Raw genomic sequence first — 22862 nt, 5'->3', positions numbered from 1 at the left:
ATTACTTGCAAATCAGTAATTTATTTGGCCACCCTATGCTACAATGTCGTAAGAATATTTTTTAGCACTCAAGTGGCCAAGTGTTAATGCGTACGGGTGGCCAAGTTGATGCGTATCTACACTATTCGCAACTTATATGCAAATAATATCATTTGTTTTCTTAAGAGAAGATAATGCGATATGCAATTTTTTATGATAAAATACGCAAAAAAAGAATATATATGCAACTTTTAGAATTCAAAGAACTACTCAAAAAAGCCAATATGAATAAGAAGGATTTTTCACAGATCACCAAAGTGAGCTATGGAACCGTCAATTCATGGGGAGTCGAAGGAAGGGCTGAAGTACCAGAGTGGGTCCGCCCTTTTTTAAATAATTATATTGAAGTGAAAAAGCTGGAAAAGATCAAAAATATTCTTTTGGATGAAAATGAATAAATAGTATTTTGCTTTAAGGTGTGTAATGGGTACCCAGTATACACCTTGGTCTTTTGTTTTTATACTACTATATTATATCGAGTGTTTCTTCCAGCACTGCCCTCAACTTTCTTCAAAAACCCTTTTTTTACCAAATCACTGATATCCCTCTTTGCAGTTGCGGGTGATGTTTTTGTAATTGATATATATTTTTTGACATTGAGCCCGCCTTCAAAATCATTCTTTCCAAAATCAAGTAGTTTGTTAAGCACTTTGATTTGTCTTGTGTTGAGGCTATGTTCTCGTGCTCTATCCCAAAATGCTGTTTTTTCAACTACTTTTTGTATCTGAGAAAGCGATTGTTCTATGGCACTGAGTATCATCTTGGAGTGCCACTCTATCCAGCTCTCAATGTTCAGCTCACTGTTTGTGAGGATTCTCTGCGCCTTTTCTAAAAGTTTGTAGTAGTTTTTCTTGTCATTTGCGATAGCTGTTGAGATAGAAAAGTAAAAATGTTCTTGAGACAACTCTTTTGCTAAGATGTAGTTTGTAAGCGTTCGTGCTATTCTTCCATTACCATCATCAAAAGGATGGATAGTTAAAAACCATAAATGTGCTACTGCTGCTTTAATATATGGATCTTCTTTGGCATTATTTACATATTCCAAAAGCTCTTCCATCGCTTTAGAAACATTTTGTGGTGGCGGTGCAGTATAATGGATCTTTTCTTTGCCATTTTTTTGTGATACAACACTTATCTCTTCTAAGCGATATTGTGCGACTTCAATCTTATAAAGACCACTATACCCACTTGGAAAAAGTGTATTATGCCATCCAAAGAGTCTCTTGGTTGTTAAAGGTTTATGGTTTTGAGCGCTATCTAAAAGCAATTCTACTAGGCCATCGGTTTGTTGAGCGGAGCAGTCTTTTGTGTCATCCAGTTTATCTAATCTTTTTAAGATAGAAGAACGCACACTATCACGGTTGAGTACTTCTCCCTCAATCTGTGATGACTCTACAATCTCTTTCGTACTTGATTCTATCTCTAAAAAGTTATTATCATAGTGACCTAGTGACTCTAAGATTCCCTCTAGTTTGCCGCTTTTTTTAGAAATTTCGCTCAAAAGCGATAAAAATTTTGCACGATCATAACGAAAATGGGGAAAATCATCATGCTGCCATATCCATTTTTTTTCTTCATACATCTATTTTACCTCTGCAGTGAGCTGTTTATAGTTATAATCGTATCATTTTTTGAGCTTTTAAACAAGCTATTTGGCTCAGACTCCAAAATACTCTCGTAAATCAGCCTCTATTTTGTCAAGAAGATAAGAGATTAATGCGCAAAAAGTGTGCCCATTTTGCGCCTCGAATTTGAAGATTTTTTGCTAAAAATTGGATTTTTTGTGTGCAGATGCCCCTATTTTTAGCCTATATTGTTAAAAAATAGAGCCTATTGTATCTTCGTAATAAACTCGTATCTTCATTGTCGCTCCTCTTGAACCCTGACATAAAATTTCGTTCCTCTGATAGAGACCATACCCTCCGGTGTTTCTAAAATAAACTTATCCGGTGCAAGCTCTCCGATTTTTCCTGACTCAAAAGAGAGATTCCCTTTCTTTAAAAAAAGTTCAAATTCATACTCGTTTTTTATAGGTTTAAATACGAATTTTTTCAAATCCAATATGCTGTATGGTGCTAAAACAGCTGTTGAGTTATCATTAAAGACAATAACAGCAGAACCATTTTTTGTAATAATAACCATTTGACTCTCTAACTCATCTCCCGTATGCAATGCATAGTACTCTGTAGCACTCTTTGCAATGACTTCACCTTTTACATCTTTAATGATTGCTATACTTTTAGCATACAAAGCAGATACAAAAAGCACTATCATAACGATATATCTCATTTTTTCTCCCTTAGCTTTCTACTGTATCATCAGAATATTTCTGTGCTATCTCACGAAAAATCACTTCTATCTCAACAAATCCATCGACCAAAATCGGATCAAAATGCTTTGCTCGTCCCTCTATGATGATCTTGCTTGTCTCTTCAAAAGTAAAAGCCTCTTTATAGACTCTCCTGCTCACAAGTGCATCATAAACATCAGCAAGTGCCATAAAGCGACTCTCTAGTGGAATCTCCTCACCTTTTAAACCTTTGGGATACCCCGTACCATCCCATTTTTCATGATGATAGTGTGCAATATTTCTAGCCATAATAAAAAAATCATTCTCTTTGTAAGATGATATCGCATTATTGATGATATGACGCCCCAAATCTGTATGTGTTTTCATAACTTCATACTCCATTGGAGTCAGTTTTCCCTCTTTTTTCAAAATTGCATCTTCAATACCAACTTTTCCAAGGTCATGTAGCGGTGCTGTTGCATACATCATATCAATCTTCTCAGGAGAGAGTTCTCTTGCATAAAAACCTTTGGAGTAGATATGTTCAGCAAGTACTTTAATATACTTCTTCGTTCGTACAATATGTGCACCGGTCTCAATATCATGTACTTCTGCCACATGTACCATACTGTCAAGCAGTGCAACATGTGATCTGTTTAACTCTTGCGTGAGGACATGTCTCTCATAGGCATCTATAAAGATATATAAAAAACTTACAATGAAAAAATGAATCAAAAAAGGCAGTAAAAAGTATGCAATCGAAATATAAATACCCTGAGCAATACAATAGTATGTTGCAGCAAAAGCAAGCAATAAAGTTGCAAAGAAAAGAAAGAGAATAAAGCTGTTTTTATTTGTAATCAAAAGGAAAAAAAGCAGCAGTGTCACAAACAAAGAAAGCAAAATATTGACTATCTTATAGTGCTCTAGTTGGATAAAATACTCTCTGTTTAAAATATTGTCTATCATTGTTACGTGCACTTTTGAACCAATGATTTTCTTGCCATCTTTTATAACAACCTGGTCATGCAGACCAACTGCAGAAGATCCGACAATAACGATCTTTCCACGAATCATCTCTAAGGGTACTGTATCATTGAGTATATCAATAGCTGAGACTTTTTTATACCAGCTCTTATCATAAATATTGAGTAAGATATTTGTCTCTTTATCTGTTTGCACTGTTGCACCCAAAATATTGAACTTGGTACTTTCCTCTTGTTGCAAATCGCTGTCTGTATTTAAGAGTAATGCCAAAGCAAAATTTGGAATGATTGTATTTTTATACTCCTTAAACAGAGAAACCCTTCGCAATACACCATCCTCATCGATCGTACTGTTAACAAAACCCTGATACTTTGCAGATGAATGCAGTAATGGCATGTTACAAAGAGCGTATTTATATCTTTGCAGTTCTAGGCCTTGTGTATCAATGGCAATAGAGTTGAGACCTTGGCACTGCTCATTTACAAGATAATCATTACTTAGATACAGGCTCATAGTCGATGCAGTGTGTTCTAAGACCGAAGCAAATATTGTATCGTTATTCTGTAGAGCTTGGGGAAGATTTTGCATAATTTTTTCAATACCAAAAAAGTTTTGATAAAACTTGACAATTTCCAAAGGAGAAGTTCTGTCTTTTTCAGGAAAAATAATATCTAAACCAATAGCTGCTGCATTCAAACTATCTATTTTTGAAACAAGCTCTGCCATGATAACTCTCGGCCAGGGCCACTGTCCAAGAGCACGAAGACTTCGTTCATCTATATCAACTACAAGCACATGGGATTTTTTAAGAAGATGACTCTTTTCATAAACAGAAGAAGAGAGAGCATCATAAATCTTATAATCGGTAAATTTTACAAAATCACTTTTAAAAAGAAAGTAGTGGTTTGCAAAGATAAAGAGTGAGACTAAGATATATAAAAATATTGTTTGTAATCTTAATGTATAAATACTTCTACCCTTCGATTAAGTTTCTCATCTACATTATCAGCAGTCTTTACAGCCAGGTTTTTCTCACCATATGAGAGTGCATCAATTTTCAGTGCTTTAATTTTTGATTTCAGTATAAACTTTTTAATCTCATTGGCACGCTTTAATCCAAGTACTACATTATATCTACTGCTTCCAACCGTATCGGTATGACCAATAATTTTAATGATAGGATCTTTGATTTTTGCAATCTCTATGATCATATTGTTTAACTCTTTTTTTGAGTTTTCAAGCAGATTGATATCATCAAAGTAAAAAATATAATGCTTATAAATAACATCTACACCGACAAGATCAGCAAAAGCTCTCTCAAGCTTTTTTTGTGAGATTTTTTTAGGTGGGGTTGGAGCACTCTTTTTGGAGTTCATCAGTGTAAGTTCATTAAATGTATCTATCGTTACACTTCCTGCATCATTAGATACTATGATCTTTGCCCCTTTTTTATGCCCTTCAACCAAGACGACAATATTTTTGGCATTACATCCATTTGCATCGACGATTGCATCTTGTGGAGAGTTTGGACACTTATCTTTATCGGAGTACACACCATCTTTATCTTCATCACTCAAATAACTCAGGTAAAGATTTATATTCACCCAATTTGAGAGTGCATTGGACTCCTCTGTCTCATCACTATAAAGCATAACATCGTCTGCTTGAGCATATGTATAGATACTACTTTTATCAACTCCACCCGCAAGGAGTTTTTTATAAACACGTTCAATATACTGCTTACTTGCTTGAAGAGCCTCTTCTTGAGAGTTTCTATGCTCTGAATAGCCAACTATAGAAACTTTGAGGCTTGCGTGAGGATTTGCAAGTTCTTCTTTGATTTTTTGAATAATTGGATGTAATTTCTTTGACAAATGTTCATCGGCAAAACTGTTTGAAAAATAGATTACATCAAAACGAACTATTTTGTCAAATTTTCCTTTATAAAAATCAGTTTCAGCATAATTATACGTATATTCCAAAGCAAAAAGTAAATTTGTAGAGAGTATCAAAAAATAGAAAATATTAGATAGTTTTTTCATGTTAGGATTTTAACATATACTCACTTATAAACGAGCTTAATCATCAAGCTGCGTATAACCTTTTTGCAGCTGTGCTTTTTTGGCCATCATCTTGACACTTTCTGTGATATTTTCATGTGTCTTATTATAATGTTGATCGAGTTTTTCCAAAAAATCCTCAAGCATCTCTTTTATCTCTTCACTACTTTGCTCTTTCGCCTTTTGTAGCGCGCTCGAAAGCTGTGTGAGCTGTGATTGTGCTTTGACATAGTCTGCTTTGATCTTTTCAATATCCTGTACTAAAGTTTCCATATCACCATAAACATTGACCAAGCTTGTATTTTTTTTCTCAAGTTCATCCATCTGATTTGCTGAGAGTCGCATCTGTTTCATTATCATTTCACTCTGTGTGCGAATCCCACTGAGTACATTTTCATCTTCATAGAGTGCAGTTTTAATACCTTCAGCATGCAGCTTGAGTGATACTATCTGACCTTCAAACTCTTGCGTGAGAGATGTAAGTTTTGCAGCAGTTTTTTCCACTATTGTTTTTGAGACACTCTCTGAGAGCTGTTTCATCGATTCTAACATTGACTTGAGACTCTCTATATCTTCTGCTATATCATATCTACTTTCACCTGCTTTTTTGAGTAAATCAGTAAGTTTATTGTAATGGTCTTGTTCTGTTACACGTAAGAGCTCTATATGCTTATTTAAACGCTCATTGAGTTCAGGCATCTCTACTTCACTGAAGTATGAAAACGCTTTATTGACGTTTTCATTATAAGCTTCAATCTTTTCAAACTTTTTCGTAAACTCTATCTGATTGGCTTGAATTACATCCAGAGCTTTGATATCATTTTGGAACTTCTCTTGAATCTCCTGCTGAATTTTTCTGTCTTCTTCTGAGTACTCTGTCATACGAGACTCAAGCTCTAAAATGAACTCTTTTAATTGCGTAATCTCACGCACAAGAATTTTTGTAAACTCATCATGCAATTTTGCACTTTGTGACTCTTTGGTCTGATTTAAAATGTTCATCACAATGTAGAGTATCATAGCGACCAAAAGAGGCATAAAAGATTCACGTACCAATAAAATCACATTGAAAGGGTCAGGATGGATAATAAAATGAATCAAACTTGCAATAGTACCTATTGCAATCATTAAAGGGGCATAGTTTATTTTGTTTGGTTTCTTTAAAATAGCGACATGTCTCAAGAAAAGAAGTGCCATAAAGCCAAGAGAAATTAATAAATCTATATCAAACATAGAGATATTCTATCATAAATATTTATAAAATGATATCTAAAATCTCTTTTGGCTCTTTTACTACGACACTATGCTCACCACTTGCAGAAAATCCCCATGTAGCAAATATAGCTGCAATACCTGCTCGTTTTGCACTCTCAATATCTTTGGAGTTATCGCCTATCATCCAGGCTTTGTCACTCTCTTTGTTGTAGTTGTAAAAATCAAGAATAGTATGGATCATATCTGGATGGGGTTTTGAGGCTTTTACTCTGTCTGCTCCAACAATCATATCAAAGAGATTTGCCACATCCAAATGCTCTAACATTGTTTTTGCAAAGAGTGTGGGAGCATTGGTCGCTACCGACATCTTTACACCATTTTCTTTTAAAGTATGCAGCATTGTTTCTATACCATCATAAAGATAGGGATGTTCTATACACTGCTCTTTATAATGTTTCTCAAAAAGTTCTCTGTCTCTCTCTTCATAAAGTTCAGTATTATAAAAAAGTTTTGCCAGGTTTCTCTGATGTTTATTGATAGCTTCTACAATAAACTCTTCTGAGAGTGGTGGGAGATTATGATATTTCTCTCTTACATAATTAACAGAAACTGTGATATCTTTTTTTGAGTCAATCAGTGTCCCGTCCATATCAAAGATAACTATTCTTTGCATCACTTCATCTTTTCATAAATCTCTTGAAGGGCATCAACAAAGAGCTCGCTGTCATTAGGACATTTTGCCACGCGGTACTCTTTAAAACCAAGCTCCTCTGCAATCTCACGGTACTCAACATCGAGCTCAAAATCCGTCTCTGAATTATCTATCGTAAAAGCAATAGGAAAGATAATCACTCCACGATTACGTACAGTCTTAAGCTTATCTTCAAGCGAAGGTGTCAACCACTCCATACGCCCTACTTTTGACTGATATGCAAGATGTACTTCATGAAAGTCCATTCCCTCACGTAGCATCATCTCTTGAAGAATTGCCACATGACGGTTTATATGCTTCTCATACACATCACCGGCATCTACTATCTTTTTAGGCAGACCATGTGCAGAGAAAATGATGTCAAAATCTCTGTATGTTGCATCATGCATACTCTCTTTGATTCGCTCTAAAATAGCCTTGTTATATTTTTCATTTTCAAAGAAATGTTTTATCTCAACCAGTAGAGCATCTACACCTTTATCATGGTAACATGCTTCAAAATCTTCAAGTGATGATTTTGTTGTTGTTGTAGAGTATTGCGGATAGAGTGGAATCAAGTAAATCTTATCTATATCTTCACTGTTAAGTCGCTCTACTACTTCACAAGCAAAAGGCGGAGTATAACGCATAGCAAAATCTACAATAACATTCTCACCAAGGCGTTCTTGCAGTTTTACGACAAGTTTTTTGGTATGGCCTACTATGGGAGATTTTCCACCTAGTTGTCTATAAATCTCCTGAGAGCTTTCTGTACGGGTAAAGACTATCATACCTCCGATAAATTTACGCAGCACTCTACTCTTCATCGTCAATATGTTTTTATCTGCAAACATATTTTTTAAAAAAACTTCAACCTCTTCAAGATTGTTTGGTCCACCCATATTGAGTAGAATTACCGCTTCTTTTGCCATTTAATCCTCTTTAACCCGTAGACTTACATCATACATTAATTGCTGCAATGGTAGCATATCTTCATAAATTTTAAAGAGAGTATCTATCAATTTCTCGCCATTTTCTATCAAATGCGGATCTAAGACCTTGTACGTTGCCATTCCCTTGTAAAGACTCAACTCTGCATTTTGCATCTCTTTGTCAAATCCTCTCGGATAGCGTTTATACCCTTTTTCTATTATCTTATAACCTTTGGCAGTGATACTCTCCAATACCTCACGCAGGTATGCTCGACGTTCATCATCTGCAATATACTCACGATAGGCATCAAGCATTGGCTTTTCAAACCAACGTACACCTACTGCAACAAAAAGCTCTTCAGGAGAAAAATGCAGATAAAATGACGAGCTCTGCATCCGCTTACCAGAGCCTTGCCAAAATATAATACCAATTCGATGTTTAATAGGCACTGCAATTGCATCCGGACGTCTTGTATCGCGATAGATTCTAAAGAGTGATTTGTTTATCTTTGGAGAAAAATTAACGGTAGGCTCAAGCGCCTGGAGATGTTCTCCAAACTCTTCAACGAAAGCCCGTGAAGGCTCGAGGATAAGTGTTTCATACTTCTTTTTATGAAGTTCAAACCACTCTTTATTATTATTTTCGCGGATTAAGGCTAAAAAAGGAAGTGTCTCTTTAGAAAAGCCTTGAAACTCCACACGCAGCCTCTATGCTATCTTTCTGTTTCTATATGCCAATATAATGATGATAAAAACTATCGCATAGGTTACCGGTACAAAATCAGGAATCGGAACCGGGTCACCTTTTGCATATGAGTGCATACCTGCAAGATAGTAGTTTACACCAAAATATGTCATCAGTACTGATGTAAATGCCAGAAGTGAAATAACACTGTAGTTAAACTGATTGTAAATTGATTTGATAAATCGTAAATGCACAACAACAGCATAAACCAGAATCGTTACAAGTGCCCATGTCTCTTTCGGGTCCCATCCCCAGTAGCGTCCCCAAGACTCATTTGCCCAGACACCACCTAAAAAGTTACCAACCGTAAGCAATACAAGACCGATAAGTAGACTCATCTCATTGATAGCATTAAGCTCTTTAATAGAGCGCGCTATCTGTTCACGGTTTGCTCCATTTCCAAAAATATAAAGCAGGAGTGTAATAAAGCCAAGCAGTGCACCAAGTCCTAAGAAACCATAAGATGCTGTAATCATACTCACGTGAATACTCAGCCAATAAGAGTTAAGCACCGGTACAAGATTCGTAATCTGCGGATTCATCCAGTTCAAGTGTGCAACAAAGAGAATAAGTCCAGCTAAAATAGATGTTGAAGCCAATGTGATTGGTGATTGTTTTGAAAAGATAAAGCCGGCTAAAACTGTTGCCCAAGCGATATATGTCATCGACTCAAATCCATTTGACCATGGAGCATGTCCTGAAATATACCAGCGAAGCGCCAGACCAGCAGTATGTACAATAAAGAAGATTGCCAGCAGTCCCAATGAGAGCTTTGTAATTGTATCCATCTGGAATTTCGGTTTTACAATTTTGATAAAACTCAAAATCAACAATACAAAACCAACAACAAAGTAAAGCGGCCAAAGAATTTCAAAAACATTGGAGTGATTGTAAAAAATCTCTGCTTTTATCTTGCCTTCCGGTGGATAAACAGCTGCACCGTAAAATTTTTGATACTGTGCTATCTTTGCAACACCTGCATCACTTTTACTCCAATCTCCGCTTTGCAAAGATGCATCAATCGCTGTGAAATAATTCAGTGCCAAAGCTCTGATCTGCAGAGACTCTTTTTGCGGGAAGCTCTCTAAGGCATCTATTGTTGCATACCACTTATTATTTATGTCATTTGGTTTTGGCCAGATTTTAAGCAGTGAGCCTGTAAAAACCATATAGACAACATTGACTTTTTCATCAATTTCCAAAGCTTTTTTATCGAGCTTGTTTCTGTCTTTTGGTGCTTTTCTGCTTGCTTCATCAACCAAAGTCGCGATTTTATACCCACGCATACCAACAGAGTCTTGGAAAAACTGCGAAAAGGAGACATATTTCGCATCTTTTTGTGCACCTATTGCCATATTGATTTTAGGGTCACCTGTACGGATAAGCTTTACCTCTTTGTAGATATCAGGACGTATCATCATTCCTAAAATCACCTGATTTGGAGTTAGCTTTTCTCCACCAACCTTAAGTGATGCACTTCTATGGATTTTTGCTAAAATCTCGGTTGACAGTGTATCAATTGGTTTCATTCTTCCTTTTGTATCTTGAACAATTAAAGTTCCAAACTTCTCAGCATGCGCTTTGTCAAAAGCTAAAATAGTCTTGATGGCCGGATCTAGTTCAGCAGCTTTTGCAGGTGTAAAACTCAAAAGAATTCCAACTGCTAAAAATGCAGGTACAATTTTACACTCTGCAGCCTTTTTTGCTTTTGCTGAGAGTTGACCAAATCTAAACTTGCGTGAGAAGAGTACCCAGAACATTCCAAGTGCCATCAATGCATAACCAATGTACGTAGGCAACGTGCCAGGATCATGGTTTACTGAAAGTACAGTCCCTTTCTCATCTCTGTCATATGACGATTGAAAAAATCTGTAGTTTTGATAGTCTAAAATATGGTTCATATAGATTCTATATGGCATATGTACTCCATTTTTCTCATCAATTAGTTCCACTTCACTCGCATATGAAGCCGGGCTCATAGAACCAGGATAGCGATCAAGTTGAAAATCAAGGAGTTTGAGTTTAAATGGCAACGCTATCCCTTTTGAGCCATAGGCTACACTCACATTCACACCACCAAGCGTCAGTGTTGTTGGACGACTTTGCATACCTTTTTGTCCATATACTAAGAACTCTTTGCTTTTTGGACCAACTGTTATGCTAAATTTCAGAGCATCAACACCAGAATTTCTCAGCAGTGCTGAACTGTTTGTGACAACCTTTTTCTTTGCATGCAGCATAAAATCACGTAGAACAAAACCGCCAAGATCTGTTGAATATAGCATTCTTTTATTGACTGGTTCATTATCATTCGCTTCTAAGTTACCTTTTGAGCGGTCTGCCATTTTAAGGTATGATAGTTTCATATCGTGCTTCATAAAGAGTTTTCCATCTTTTAAAAACAGAGCTATAACTGGCTTGTTAAACTGCATACCTGAGTTAAAATCTAATACAAAGTTACCAGCATCAAAGTATTTTCCCTCTTCAAGAGCTACAGGTTTTCCTTGCCCACCTCCGGTAATCATCATCTTTGCAATAGCTTTCCCGTTTTTATCAGCAACAAGTGTCTCAACAGCATTAGGAATATACTCTACAAGTTTTACAGCAACTTTTTTATCACCCAACTCTAAAGTATGTTCAAAATCATTATCTCCTCTCTTTGAGAGATATAAAATCTTGTCAAATTCCGCTTTATTATGCAAATCTTGCGCTTTTATAATAATGTAAGGGTCTGAGCTTAACATTGAATTTTCCGTCATTCCCTCACGGATATGCATCGTACCTTCATAACCAACATATCTTGTAATTGCCGCACCGACCAAAACAACTAAAAATGCAACATGGAAGATAAGTATAGGAGCTTTTTTCAGTGTGTACATTTTATAGTGAAAAATATTATAGATTAGATTGATAGCGAGTAATCCAAGCAGCACCTCAAACCATCGTGCATTATATATCTCTGCTTTTGCTGTCATCGTTCCAAAATCATTTTCGACAATAGTCGCATATCCAATAGCAAATGCAAAGAGAAGCATTAAAACTGCCATTGTTTTCATGGAACCTATAAAAGAGAGGAGTTTATTCATATTTATTTCCTTAGTTTTGTAAAAAAAATTATTTTAGTCAATATTAGCTAATAAAAAGTATATAAAAAGATATTTTGATACTATTTAGGTTTTTTAGGAGAAAAATCGATACTATTTATCATAATATCCGATGTCTCTTTTTTTGCCAGTATCTCTTTCATAACATTGACAGGTCTATCCATCTTGAAAAGTTCTCTTTTGACAATATTTCCTTGAGAGTCATACCACTTCTGTTCACCCTCTTTATAGTTGTTTTTATATAGCACTTCACTATAAAGTTTCCCCTCAAAGGTGGACTCTTTTTGAATACCCTCTTTTTTATTGTTTTTATAAGGCACAACTAAAGCGAGAACTCCATTGTCATAATACTCTTTTTGTAGTCCCTCTTTTTTATCATTAACATAATTCACTCTATACTTTACTTTTCCATTTTGAAAATATGCTGTCTCAGGTCCTTCAAGTTTTCCATTTTTATAAAACATCTCTGCGATTTTTCTGCCTTTTTTATCATACCAAGTCAGTTTTCCGTCACGTTTGTTGTTGATATAGTTGACACTGTATGCAAGACCACCCTCTATATAGTATATCTTCTCCAAACCATTTTTTATGCCCTCTTTTATATCTGTATTTGTTCCATCCACATAGTTTGTTTCAGCTTTGAGTTCACCCGTATTAAAATAACTTTTCACAAGCTCTGCATTCACTGTTGTAGCGGAAAGAAACGATAGTAATACAAAAGATTTAAAATAGATTTTTGTCATGAAATTTCCTTGATTTTTTATCTGAAGATTATTTTAGTAAAAATATACTTGTATATACTTTGAGCAAAATAATAATGCTTCCCTTAAGAAAAAGGGAAGCAAAAAGGAGGAATTATTTCCATCCTTTTTTAACGATATTAGAAGATTTTTTGTACGGATATTTTTTCACCAACTCTTTTACTGAAAGTTTTTGATCTCCACTTCTCATAAAGTGCGCCAATGTTACTGAAGCCCAGTAGTCATTTGCATACTCTGTATCTTTAAGTTGTAATGGAACACCTTTTTTATTTACTGTGTGACATGCTGAACATGTTACAGGACCTGCATATTTTCCATCAGGTGAGTATTGTAATGCTTGTTCATGTGTTGTCACATCAACTGAACGCTCTTTACCGTCATATCTTGTAGAGTAAAGTCCGTGTGTTGACTCATGACATGTTTGACATGCAATATCTCCATGACCTTTTGAGTATCTGTAGAGAGAGTATTTGTTTGGCAGGTCAATTGGGAAATATTTTCCACCTGTTTCACTTTCTACAAACGGAGCCAAGTGACAATCCGCACAGTGTGGCTCAGAAGCTGCCAACCACCAGTCATTTCCACCAGATGCTGCTGCATATGGTACTTTTCCACCTTTTGGATGATTCCAAGGTTTCAAGTCAAGCTTACCATCTTTACCAACATTTTTAACAAGTGTTGCAGATTTATGCTCAGTATAGTACTTCATAACCTCATTTTTACCTGTTGTTTTAGGGTCAGCAAGTTCTGCAAATCTTTTCTTATTACCATTTGCAATCACTTCAATCATCTCTTTAAGTGTTTTGTTTCTTAAAGTTTTCCCTTCTTGTGTACTGTCATGCTGAATGTCATCATAGTTCTGGAAAGCTTGTGCCACTTTTGTATGACAGTTTGTACAGTAAAGTCCACGAAGTTCTCCTGCATCTTTTCCATGCTCATCTTTAAGAGAGACATTTTTGTATTGCCATTTTCCATAAGCATTTAAGAAGAAAGGCGGTTTCGCATTTGGATTTGAGTGTGCGTCACGTCTTACATAACATCCACCACCAGATTTTCTAATATCACCTTTGTTAAATCTACCTTCACCATATCTGTCTGTAACTCTAAATGGGTTAGAGTCATCGTTCATATTTGGATTTTGGAAGTGTGTTGGGTGACATGATTGACAAGATTGACTTCTACCGGCACCATCAGGCATAGGTACCATACCCAAGTGAAAGCCATGAATCGCTTCTGAGAGCGGTTTTGCTTTAACAGCTTTGTAACCTGTTGCCGTTGGACGTGGCTCTTGCAAGTTACCTGAAACATTATCACCATGACAGTCTGCACAGTTTACCATACCTACTTTTCCAAGTCTGTTACCAGAAGCATCTGCTTGATAATCACGTAAAAAGTTTGTTTTATGGTGTGCATCATGCAGAGAAAGAATATTGATCGATGCTTCTGCTAAACGAGCCATATATTCACTTTCATCCGGATAAGATTTCCAGTATTTATACTCTTTATCAGAGTAATCCAGACCTTCATCTCTTGCCATTTGAGCAGCTTTACCGTTTCTTGAGTGACATGCATAACAGTTTGGAATATCAACTGGGTTTGTACCAAAATATGAAACACTGCTACCATCCGCATTTTTCATACTTTTACCTGTTCTGTCATGCATCTCAACAGTTGAGTATTGGAACGGTTGAAAATCCTTCTCTGTTACAGAACGAATTGTTCCTTTTCTTGTTGAATCATTAAATGCAGTAAGTGGAAGACCGAGTGCATCCCAAAGATGTGAAGCGGTAAGCACCAGTTTTACATTTTTAACAGGTGGAACCAGTGTATCTGTCATTACAACATTACCACCATTTTTTCCTGCATACTCTAAGTAACCTCCAGACATCGGTTTACCAGAAGGCCCAGCATCAATTCTAACAGGCACTTGACGACCAATGCGTAATCTGTCTTTATCTCCGGCACCTGCAGGAATAGTCCCCTCTAGATCTTTATAGATAAATAGGTGTGTCCAAACATAGTTTGCAACATTATCACCGGCAGAATCCAGGTGCCCATCACCATCAGCATCTTTTCGTACTGTCCAGTACTTCATTTTGTTACCTTCACTATACGAATTGTCCTTCGTATAATAGTAAAGCTTCACATCATCATCCGGTGATAAAAGCTTTGGTAACTTACCACTTTTTCCACTTGCAACAGCCTGAGCTTGAATCGAGTTATATGGTGGAATCACACAACAATAATCCATAGAAAAACCAACACAGTGCATACCAAGTTCATAGTTGATAAAAACATTGTATTCATTTTTTGGTTCATATCCAATACTCTTTTTTCCATTTGCATCTACTTCCGTGTACTTCTTCAGCTTATTTAACGAAAACGGTGGATTTTTGTCATAAGCCAAAGCAGCAGTCGCCGTCATAGACATAAATGCAACTGATGCAGCCATAGAAACTAATATATTTTTTGTCATAGTCTCTCTCCCCTTTGTTGTAAATTCACGCTTAGTATCACATTTTATAATTTAATTGAAGATTAAACAAAAAAGAAAAACTTATATTTGTATAAAATTTGTATATAAATAATACTTATGTGATAATTTTGTGACAAGTTTATTTAAAGTGGCTTATAGAAGTGATTTAGAAAGCTTATAACTTAAAATATACTTCTAGATTTTGTATGATTTTCAGGTAAAGTTTTCTTTTAAATTAGTAGGGTTTTAAAGTTTCTTAAAGGTGATTTTGTAATCACCATTTTCCAACTCTTTGGCTTCGTATGAAAAGAACTGCGCTATCTTTGCATAAAGCGGTGTCGGCTCATGGAAAAATCTTCCGACAAGCCTTTGGTTTTCATTTTGAATCATTCTTAGAGCATTCATAGTATTTACCATAGGTTCAGGTGGAGAGCATTCTGTAGCATCAAACTCATAGTACGTTATTCCATCTTCTTCATATTTATAAAAATCCAATGTAGTCATTGGAATCGCTACTTTTTCTTTCTTCACTGTTCTACCTTAGTTACAGATATATTTCTGCTTTTGTTGATTCCAAATAAAATTGTTTGAAACCTGCTTAAAAGCTTTGAGCACAATCGTCTCTTTACACTCTTTACCATATATGACTATAGGGGTATGATAGTACCTGTTATATGATTTTATCGGATGGAACAGAATCTCTTTCCATGTTAAAACAATTTTTCCATCATATGGTTCAAAAGCAACTGCAGAAACAATGCTGTTGTTTGTTTCAGGGCATTTAAAGTGACACACAACAGTTGAGGCGTCAATCGTTACATGGTCTAAAAGAGTAATAATATTTTCATGTGTCATTAACATTTTCATCCCTCCTCTTCTACTGGAATAGTGATTTTAAAACATTTATCTAAACCATCACAAAGCTCCACACTACCCTTATGCACTTCAGCAATCTGTTTCGAAAGTACTAAGCCTAAGCCATTTCCTTTAAGTTTTGTACTCTTAAATGCTTCAAAAAGATCCCCTTTCTTCTCAATGGCAATCCCACTGTCATAAATGGTAAAGATATGCTTTTTATCTTCTACCTTATGCTCTATTTCTACAACACCGTATTCTTTTTCATCAGCTTCTATCGCATCGATAGCATTTGTGATGAAATTGGAAAAAAGCATCTCCAATAAGTCTTTATCTCCAAAAATCTTAAAATCATTCTGAGGAAATATAAATGTAATATCTTTCGAGTATCCATAGTAATCTATCGACATATCAAGTGATTCTTTTAACTCACTCCATAAAAACTCTTTTTTTTGTGCCTCAACACCTTTGGAGAACATCAATGTCGCTTTGATAATACGCTCTATGCGATGTACAGATTTTTGTATCTCTTCAACAATAGGAATATTTTCTGGAATTACTCTTTTTTTAAGTGTTGAGCTCATCAAAGAGATAGCTCCTATAGGATTACGAATCTCATGTGAGAGATGTGCTGCCATCTGTCCCATCGTAGCTAAGTTCTCTTTTCTCTTTTGTTCTGTAATGTCTGTCGCAGAGAGCATCACTTTGTCTTTATAACTGGAGCTTTTTATAAGGTAGGAGTGGTTGTTATGCTTTACCTCATAATCTTCTTCTTTATATTCCAAAAGCTTTAAAAGCTGCCATAGCTCTCTTGCGTGAGAATTTTGTAGAAATACCGTTGAATCCTCACTGTTAAGTATCCATATAGCATTTGGTAAAAACTCCACAACTTTCTCAACGGTATCTTGCAGATGTGCATACGAGGCTTTAAGCTCATTAAACTCGTTTTCTACTTTATAGGTCTGCTCGATTAAAAGATTAAGCTCTTCTGGAGTGATTGTTGCCATCTAGAGTGAAAACCCTACCAAAATTTTATAGAGTGAATGTGCATCATCGCTGCCTGCAAGCTCACGGATAGAATGCATTGCAAGTGTCGGCAGTCCCACATCAATGGTCTCAATACCGATGCGTGTTGCCGTGATTGGTCCGATTGTAGAGCCACATCCCATATCTGAGCGTGTTACAAACTTTTGTACATTCTGACCTAATTCCTCTGCAACTTTTAAAAACTTTGCCATTGTCTCACTGTTTGTTGCATAACGCTGATTTGCATTGATTTTAATAACTACACCTGCGTTCATATATGGAGCATGTTCTTTGTCATGTTTGCTTGGATAGTTTGGATGGATTGCGTGAGCATTGTCTGCACTGATCATCATCGAACTTCGGGTCAGTTCCACATACTCTTCATAATCATCAAAGAGACGTCGCAATGTGTTTTCAAGGAAGCTTCCCCCTGCTCCACTTGTCGTCTCACTGCCAACTTCTTCATGGTCACTTGCAATAAAAAGCATTGGCTTGCTCGCATCAACACTGCAAAGTGCCAACATCCCCACATAACAAGAGAGCAGATTATCAAGTCTTGCACTGCTGATAAAATCATCACGAAGTCCTACAAAAGAGGCTTTTTGCGTATCATAAAAACTAAGCTCATGTGCATAGATCTCTTTTACACTCTTTACACCTATCTTATCAAGCTGCCACAGTATAAAATCATTAAAATCGAAATCTTCATTTGTTGTCAAAATAGGGCATACATCAGTCTGTTTGTTTACAGTTCTTTCTTTGTTTGCCTTATCATCCAGATGAATTGCCAAAGAGGGAATCGTTGCTATCTTTTTTTCTATATTGATAAGACTGCTTTGCACACTGCCGTCTGCATCTAAGTAGCTAACTCTTCCCGCAATTGAAAGATCTCTGTCAAACCAAGGGTTTAAAAGCAGTCCCCCATAACTCTCAACACCAAACTTTACAACTCCATGCTCTTTGATTACAGGGTTTGGCTTGAGTTTTAGGTTTGGTGAATCTGTATGTGCACCAATCATCAAATAGTTTTTTTCTTCTTTTGGATAGGTAAAAGCAATGATACTGGAATCATTGCGTGTTACATAGTATTTCTCTCCAGCCGTAAGCTTCCATTTTTCATCCTCACGCAACTCTTTAAAGCCGGCATTACTAAACATTGCAGCCATATTTTGTGTTGCATGAAAAGGCGTAGGAGAAGCATCTAAAAATCCTAAAAGTCCTTCGTTAAAATCTTGCTTGTTCATTCTAAGCTCCTAAAATATCCACATATTCATTACCATCAAGTGCACTAATGAGACTCGGTCCCACGCGAATAGCTGAATCGATGACAACATTATGCAGTTTTGAAACAATGGTAACTTTAAGTGGTCTGTTACCTGGATGTTGGCGAATTATGCTGTAAAGATTTTCTAAGACATCAAAATCACTAGAGAGTCTCACGGCAAGATTGACCGGCTCAGGCGGAGCTTCCTGGATCTCTGTTTTTACCTTTTTTGTCTCTCTTTTTGCATCTTTGAGCGTCATGATTTTCGTTACATTCAAACGCGGACCAAAGTCTGTATGGGTAATGCGTGCTTTAAAAGCAACCGGCTCTTCAAGGTCCATCGCTTCGAGTTGCTCTAACTTGTCTGAAAAGAGCATAATATCAATATTTCCATGGAAGTCCATCAGATTCACTATACCAAACTGATTTCCTTTTTTGGATATCTTTCTCTGAATCTCTTCGACTTTACCGATAAATATCGCAAATGAACCATCTTTAATGCTCTCTAATTCGGATGAGAGTGTATAGTTTAACTCATCTAATATCTCACGGTACTCATCCATCGGGTGACCCGATACATAAAAACCAAGTGTGTCTTTTTCAAACTCTAAAATCTCTTTGAGTTCATACTCATCTGAGTTAGTGAGTTCTAGTTTTACCGTTGTGATCTCCGCATCATCACCAAAGAGAGAACCCATGGCATTTTTCTTTGCCTCGCTCGCTTTTTTCGCAGTCTCAATGATGAGTTCTATCTGATCTAAGAGTGCCTTACGTGAGTAGCCGTATCTATCAAATCCACCGGCTTTAATGATAGACTCTATAACACGCTTGTTTACTTTAGAAGGCTCGATTCTGTTTACAAAATCTTCCAAACTGACATAGTCACCATTCTCTTCACGTTCTTCGAGCATCGCTTCAACGGCAGCCTCACCGACTCCCTTGATAGCACCAAGTCCAAATAAAATGACCTCTTGTCCATCTTTGTTAATTGCAGAAAATTCTAATTGTGAATCACAGATATCTGGAGGGGAAAGCTCAATCCCCATACGTTTTACTTCATCGATGTATCGGACAACTTTGTCTGTATTGTCCTTATCAGATGTTAAAAGTGCCGCCATAAACTCATTTGAATAGTATGTTTTGAGCCATGCTGTCTGAAAGGTAACCATCGCATATGCTGCTGAGTGAGATTTGTTAAAACCATAACCCGCGAACTTCTCAATCAAATCAAAAAGCTTACTCGCTTTTTCATAATCATACCCCTGTTTTGCAGCACCCTCAGAGAACTCGGCATTGTAGACGGCCATATCTTTTTTCTTACCCATAGCACGACGGATAATGTCAGAATACCCAAGAGAAAAACCACCAATGGTCTGAACGATCTGCATAACCTGTTCTTGATAAACGATGACCCCGTAGGTATTTTTAAGGATCGGCTCCATAGAGTCAAAGGTATACTCTATCTTCTCACGACCATGCTTACGTTCAACGAAACTGTCAAGCATTCCTGACTCCATCGGTCCCGGACGATAAAGTGCCAATACCGCGATCAAATCCTCAAAGCTGTCAGGTTTCAAACGACGGTTTAGGTCTTGCATACCGGAAGATTCTATCTGGAACATCCCGACAGTATCACCGCTTCGGATAATCTCATACACTTTTGGATCATTCTCATCAATCGTATGCCAGTTAACATCTACATCATATCGACGTTTAATAAGTTTGACAGCATTTTGAATAACATCGAGTGTTTTGAGTCCCAAGAAGTCAAACTTGATCAGATCAACATCCTCTAAATAGTTCAGTGAATATTGTGTTACAAAAGTATCTTCCCCGCTTGGCTTATAGATCGGTGTCTTTTTCCAAAGCTCTTCATTACTTATAACAACACCTGCTGCATGCATTCCCGAGTTACGTTTTAGACCTTCGAGTTTTTTAGCAAACTCCCAAACACGCTTGGCTTGAGGGTCTGACTCTACCAGCTCTTGAAGCTTTGGCTCTTTTTGAAAAGCACCCTCAATAAACTCACCTTTTTTAGTCTTTCCATTAAGCGTGATTCCAAGCTCATCAGGGATGAGTTTTGCCATTTTGTCTGCTTGAGAGAGCGGCATATCAAGAACACGGGCGACATCGCGGATAACCCCTTTTGCAAGAAGCGAACCAAAAGTAATGATTTGTGCTACTTGATTACGTCCATACTTTTTTACAACATAGTCAATCACCTCGCCACGGCGTGCCTGCATAAAGTCCATATCGATATCGGGCATACTTACACGTTCAGGATTTAAAAAACGCTCAAAGAGCAGATCATACTTCATCGGGTCAATGTCTGTAATCTCTAAGGCATAGGCAACAAGACTTCCTGCTGCACTCCCTCGACCAGGTCCAACAGCGATTCCCATCTTTTTGGCCTCTTTAACAAAGTCCCAAACGATCATCATATAACCCGGAAATTTCATTGAGTTGATGATATCCATCTCAAAATCAAGCCGTTTTCTGTACTCTTCATGACGCTCTGGTGGTACGATTTTAAGACGCTCTTCAAGTCCCTCTTTACATTTGTAGACAAAGTACGCGGCATCATTTTTATCAGCCGCACTCATCCACTTTTTCTTCTCCTCTTCACTTGCATCATCAGGTAGTGGAGCATCATCTTCATTGTTAATATCAAGTCCCTCTGCCTTCGCATACTCTTGCGTGAATTTAAAGTGTGGCGGTGTAGGAGTCTTTACAATAGGGACAAAATCTTCACACTTATCTACAATCTCTTGCGTATGCAGTAGTGCTTCTGGGATATCGGCAAAAAGGCGTGCCATCTCATCAGGAGATTTGATGTAGAACTCATGGACTGAGTGACGCATTCTGTTTGGGTCATCATAGAGTTTATTCATCCCGATACACATAAATGCCTCATGATACTGTGCATCATCAGGATATGTATAGTGTGTATCATTTGTTGCTACGACTTTGATGCCCGTCTCACGTGATATCTTTAAGATCTGTTCATCAATGTAGAGCTGGTCTCCGATACCGTGACGCATAAGCTCAAGATAAAAATCATCTCCAAAGATATCCTGATACTCACGTGCAACTTCAAGTGCACCCTCATAGCCGAGTGCTCCATTTTTGACATTTCTCTCATTTTGCAAGTTAAGATGCCAGTTTACTTCGCCTTGCAGACAAGCAGATGTACAGATAAGCCCTTCACTATGCTCACGCAACTCTTTTTTATTGATACGAGGAAAGTAGTAAAATCCCTCTATAAAAGCTTTTGAAGAGAGATACATCAGGTTCTCATAACCCTTTTTATTTTTAGCGTACAAGCAGATATGAAAACGCTGTTTTGTAGACTTGTCACCCAGAGTCTCACCGTTATGGATGTAGCCTTCCATCCCGATAATGGGCTTAAGACCTGCATCTTTCATCTGCTTGTAAAAATCAATGGCACCAAACATATTTCCATGGTCTGTCATTGCTACAGAAGTCATACCAAGCTCTTTTACACGGCTTACCAGATTTGAGAGTTTGTTGGCACCGTCTAAGAGTGAATATTCTGTATGTAAATGTAAATGTGTAAAAGGAAGTTGTGCGCTCAATTTTTATCCTAAAAATCTTAAATTTTATAGACTTCTTGTATAATTTCTATATGTCTCAAGGAGCTAAGAAGTAGTAAGATTGTGCAAAACAAATTTTTCAGCCTAGCTATAGCTAAAGTGAAAATATTTTTTTGTGCAAGGTTGCTGCTTCTTAGCTCTCCCTATGGGCATATTATAGAGAGCTTTACTCTGCGTTAGATAACCCCAACCGTAGCTTTGGCTACGCTTGAGAACATCTGCCTTGATTAAAACTCTCTATAATCTATAATATGTTGAGACATATAGAAATTATACAAGAAGTCTATTGCTGATTATAGTAAATTTTGCTTAATGTGGAGTAAGAATTTTAAAGAAGTTCCCACACAGAATGTGGGAGGAAAAAAGAGAGTTATTTAAGAAGTTTTTTCCAAGCTTTTTCTATTCTTTTAACAAGTTTTGAAGTGATACCTTTTACCTCTTCGAGTATTGATGGATTTTGATGGATAACACCAACAACATCATCAACACTTCCAAAGTGTTCAACGATTTTTTTCACTTTTTTCTTACCTTATAGTAAGTGATGGGATGAAGCGTACATGAGGAAGCTCACGTGCAATCTCACGAAATGTCTCATATGCAGTTGCAGGAATGTTTCCGATGAAAACATCAATCTTCTTACGTTTAACCTCTTTGATAAAACGATCTTTATCATTTTTCCAGTGATATGTTACCGTCTCTATCTTGTTTGGCCACCCTTTAAAGTTAGAGTGGTCAAAAAAACGCAGTACATAATCTAAATATAAAAATCCTAATTTTGGCAGTTCTTTGTTGCTAAGTACATT

At 36.8% G+C, this 22862-nt stretch carries 18 protein-coding genes; 1 reads left to right on the top strand and 17 read right to left on the bottom strand.

What is annotated here, in order from left to right; translation table 11 throughout:
- Nucleotides 1-221 precede the first annotated feature (221 nt).
- Nucleotides 222-437 carry a hypothetical protein gene (locus tag MNY27_RS01015; RefSeq protein WP_346391768.1) on the top strand — a complete coding sequence of 72 codons (216 nt, stop codon included), beginning with the start codon at nt 222-224 and terminating at the stop codon, nt 435-437.
- 59 nt (nt 438-496) lie between these two features.
- Here MNY27_RS01015 and MNY27_RS01010 read toward each other — a convergent pair whose 3' ends face one another.
- The 17 genes from MNY27_RS01010 to MNY27_RS00930 form a co-directional block, all read right to left on the bottom strand.
- On the bottom strand, nt 497-1621 hold the full coding sequence (locus MNY27_RS01010; protein ID WP_346391767.1) for a Fic family protein: 1125 nt from the start codon (nt 1619-1621) through the stop codon (nt 497-499).
- 278 nt (nt 1622-1899) lie between these two features.
- The gene (locus MNY27_RS01005; protein ID WP_152183016.1) at nt 1900-2328 is read right to left on the bottom strand and encodes a FecR domain-containing protein; all 429 of its coding nucleotides are present in this window, start codon (nt 2326-2328) and stop codon (nt 1900-1902) included.
- 10 nt (nt 2329-2338) lie between these two features.
- Nucleotides 2339-4231 (bottom strand): CHASE2 domain-containing protein, encoded by a 1893-nt coding sequence (locus MNY27_RS01000; protein WP_281346793.1) that lies wholly within the window; start codon nt 4229-4231, stop codon nt 2339-2341.
- A gap of 41 nt (nt 4232-4272) precedes the next feature.
- Nucleotides 4273-5358, bottom strand: a complete 1086-nt coding sequence (locus MNY27_RS00995; protein ID WP_152183017.1) for an OmpA family protein — start codon at nt 5356-5358, stop codon at nt 4273-4275.
- Between the two features lie 36 nt (nt 5359-5394).
- Nucleotides 5395-6609 carry a hypothetical protein gene (locus MNY27_RS00990; protein WP_152183018.1) on the bottom strand — a complete coding sequence of 405 codons (1215 nt, stop codon included), beginning with the start codon at nt 6607-6609 and terminating at the stop codon, nt 5395-5397.
- Nucleotides 6610-6631: 22 nt separating this feature from the next.
- Nucleotides 6632-7264 carry an HAD family hydrolase gene (locus MNY27_RS00985; protein WP_152183019.1) on the bottom strand — a complete coding sequence of 211 codons (633 nt, stop codon included), beginning with the start codon at nt 7262-7264 and terminating at the stop codon, nt 6632-6634.
- Nucleotides 7264-8214 carry a ferrochelatase gene (gene hemH, locus MNY27_RS00980; protein WP_152183020.1) on the bottom strand — a complete coding sequence of 317 codons (951 nt, stop codon included), beginning with the start codon at nt 8212-8214 and terminating at the stop codon, nt 7264-7266. Before hemH ends, MNY27_RS00985 begins: the two co-directional genes overlap by 1 nt.
- Complete coding sequence (locus tag MNY27_RS00975) at nt 8215-8913, bottom strand: DUF2461 domain-containing protein (protein ID WP_152183021.1); 699 nt, start codon at nt 8911-8913, stop codon at nt 8215-8217. It lies immediately after the preceding gene.
- 9 nt (nt 8914-8922) lie between these two features.
- The gene (ccsA, locus tag MNY27_RS00970; RefSeq protein ID WP_346391766.1) at nt 8923-12045 is read right to left on the bottom strand and encodes a cytochrome c biogenesis protein CcsA; all 3123 of its coding nucleotides are present in this window, start codon (nt 12043-12045) and stop codon (nt 8923-8925) included.
- A gap of 80 nt (nt 12046-12125) precedes the next feature.
- The gene (locus MNY27_RS00965; RefSeq protein ID WP_346391765.1) at nt 12126-12806 is read right to left on the bottom strand and encodes a toxin-antitoxin system YwqK family antitoxin; all 681 of its coding nucleotides are present in this window, start codon (nt 12804-12806) and stop codon (nt 12126-12128) included.
- Between the two features lie 112 nt (nt 12807-12918).
- Nucleotides 12919-15300: a hypothetical protein gene (locus MNY27_RS00960; protein WP_246153787.1), complete on the bottom strand. Its 2382-nt coding sequence runs from the start codon at nt 15298-15300 to the stop codon at nt 12919-12921.
- Between the two features lie 246 nt (nt 15301-15546).
- Nucleotides 15547-15831, bottom strand: coding sequence for a DUF2249 domain-containing protein (locus tag MNY27_RS00955; RefSeq protein WP_152183024.1), 285 nt, complete (start codon nt 15829-15831; stop codon nt 15547-15549).
- A 9-nt stretch (nt 15832-15840) separates the two neighbouring features.
- Nucleotides 15841-16161: a hypothetical protein gene (locus tag MNY27_RS00950; protein WP_152183068.1), complete on the bottom strand. Its 321-nt coding sequence runs from the start codon at nt 16159-16161 to the stop codon at nt 15841-15843.
- Nucleotides 16162-16163: 2 nt separating this feature from the next.
- Nucleotides 16164-17162, bottom strand: coding sequence for a HAMP domain-containing sensor histidine kinase (locus MNY27_RS00945; protein WP_152183025.1), 999 nt, complete (start codon nt 17160-17162; stop codon nt 16164-16166).
- Nucleotides 17163-18425: a M18 family aminopeptidase gene (locus MNY27_RS00940; RefSeq protein ID WP_152183026.1), complete on the bottom strand. Its 1263-nt coding sequence runs from the start codon at nt 18423-18425 to the stop codon at nt 17163-17165. It abuts the gene before it with no gap.
- A 1-nt stretch (nt 18426) separates the two neighbouring features.
- Nucleotides 18427-22041, bottom strand: a complete 3615-nt coding sequence (gene dnaE, locus MNY27_RS00935) for a DNA polymerase III subunit alpha (protein ID WP_152183027.1) — start codon at nt 22039-22041, stop codon at nt 18427-18429.
- A 388-nt stretch (nt 22042-22429) separates the two neighbouring features.
- Nucleotides 22430-22576: a hypothetical protein gene (locus MNY27_RS00930; protein ID WP_188109408.1), complete on the bottom strand. Its 147-nt coding sequence runs from the start codon at nt 22574-22576 to the stop codon at nt 22430-22432.
- Between the last annotated feature and the right edge of the window lie 286 nt (nt 22577-22862).

Origin of the sequence: Sulfurimonas sp. NWX79, from assembly GCF_039667035.1 — a bacterium.
Taxonomy (GTDB): Bacteria; Campylobacterota; Campylobacteria; order Campylobacterales; family Sulfurimonadaceae; genus Sulfurimonas; species Sulfurimonas indica.
This window is presented reverse-complemented; position numbering and strand designations above follow the sequence as displayed.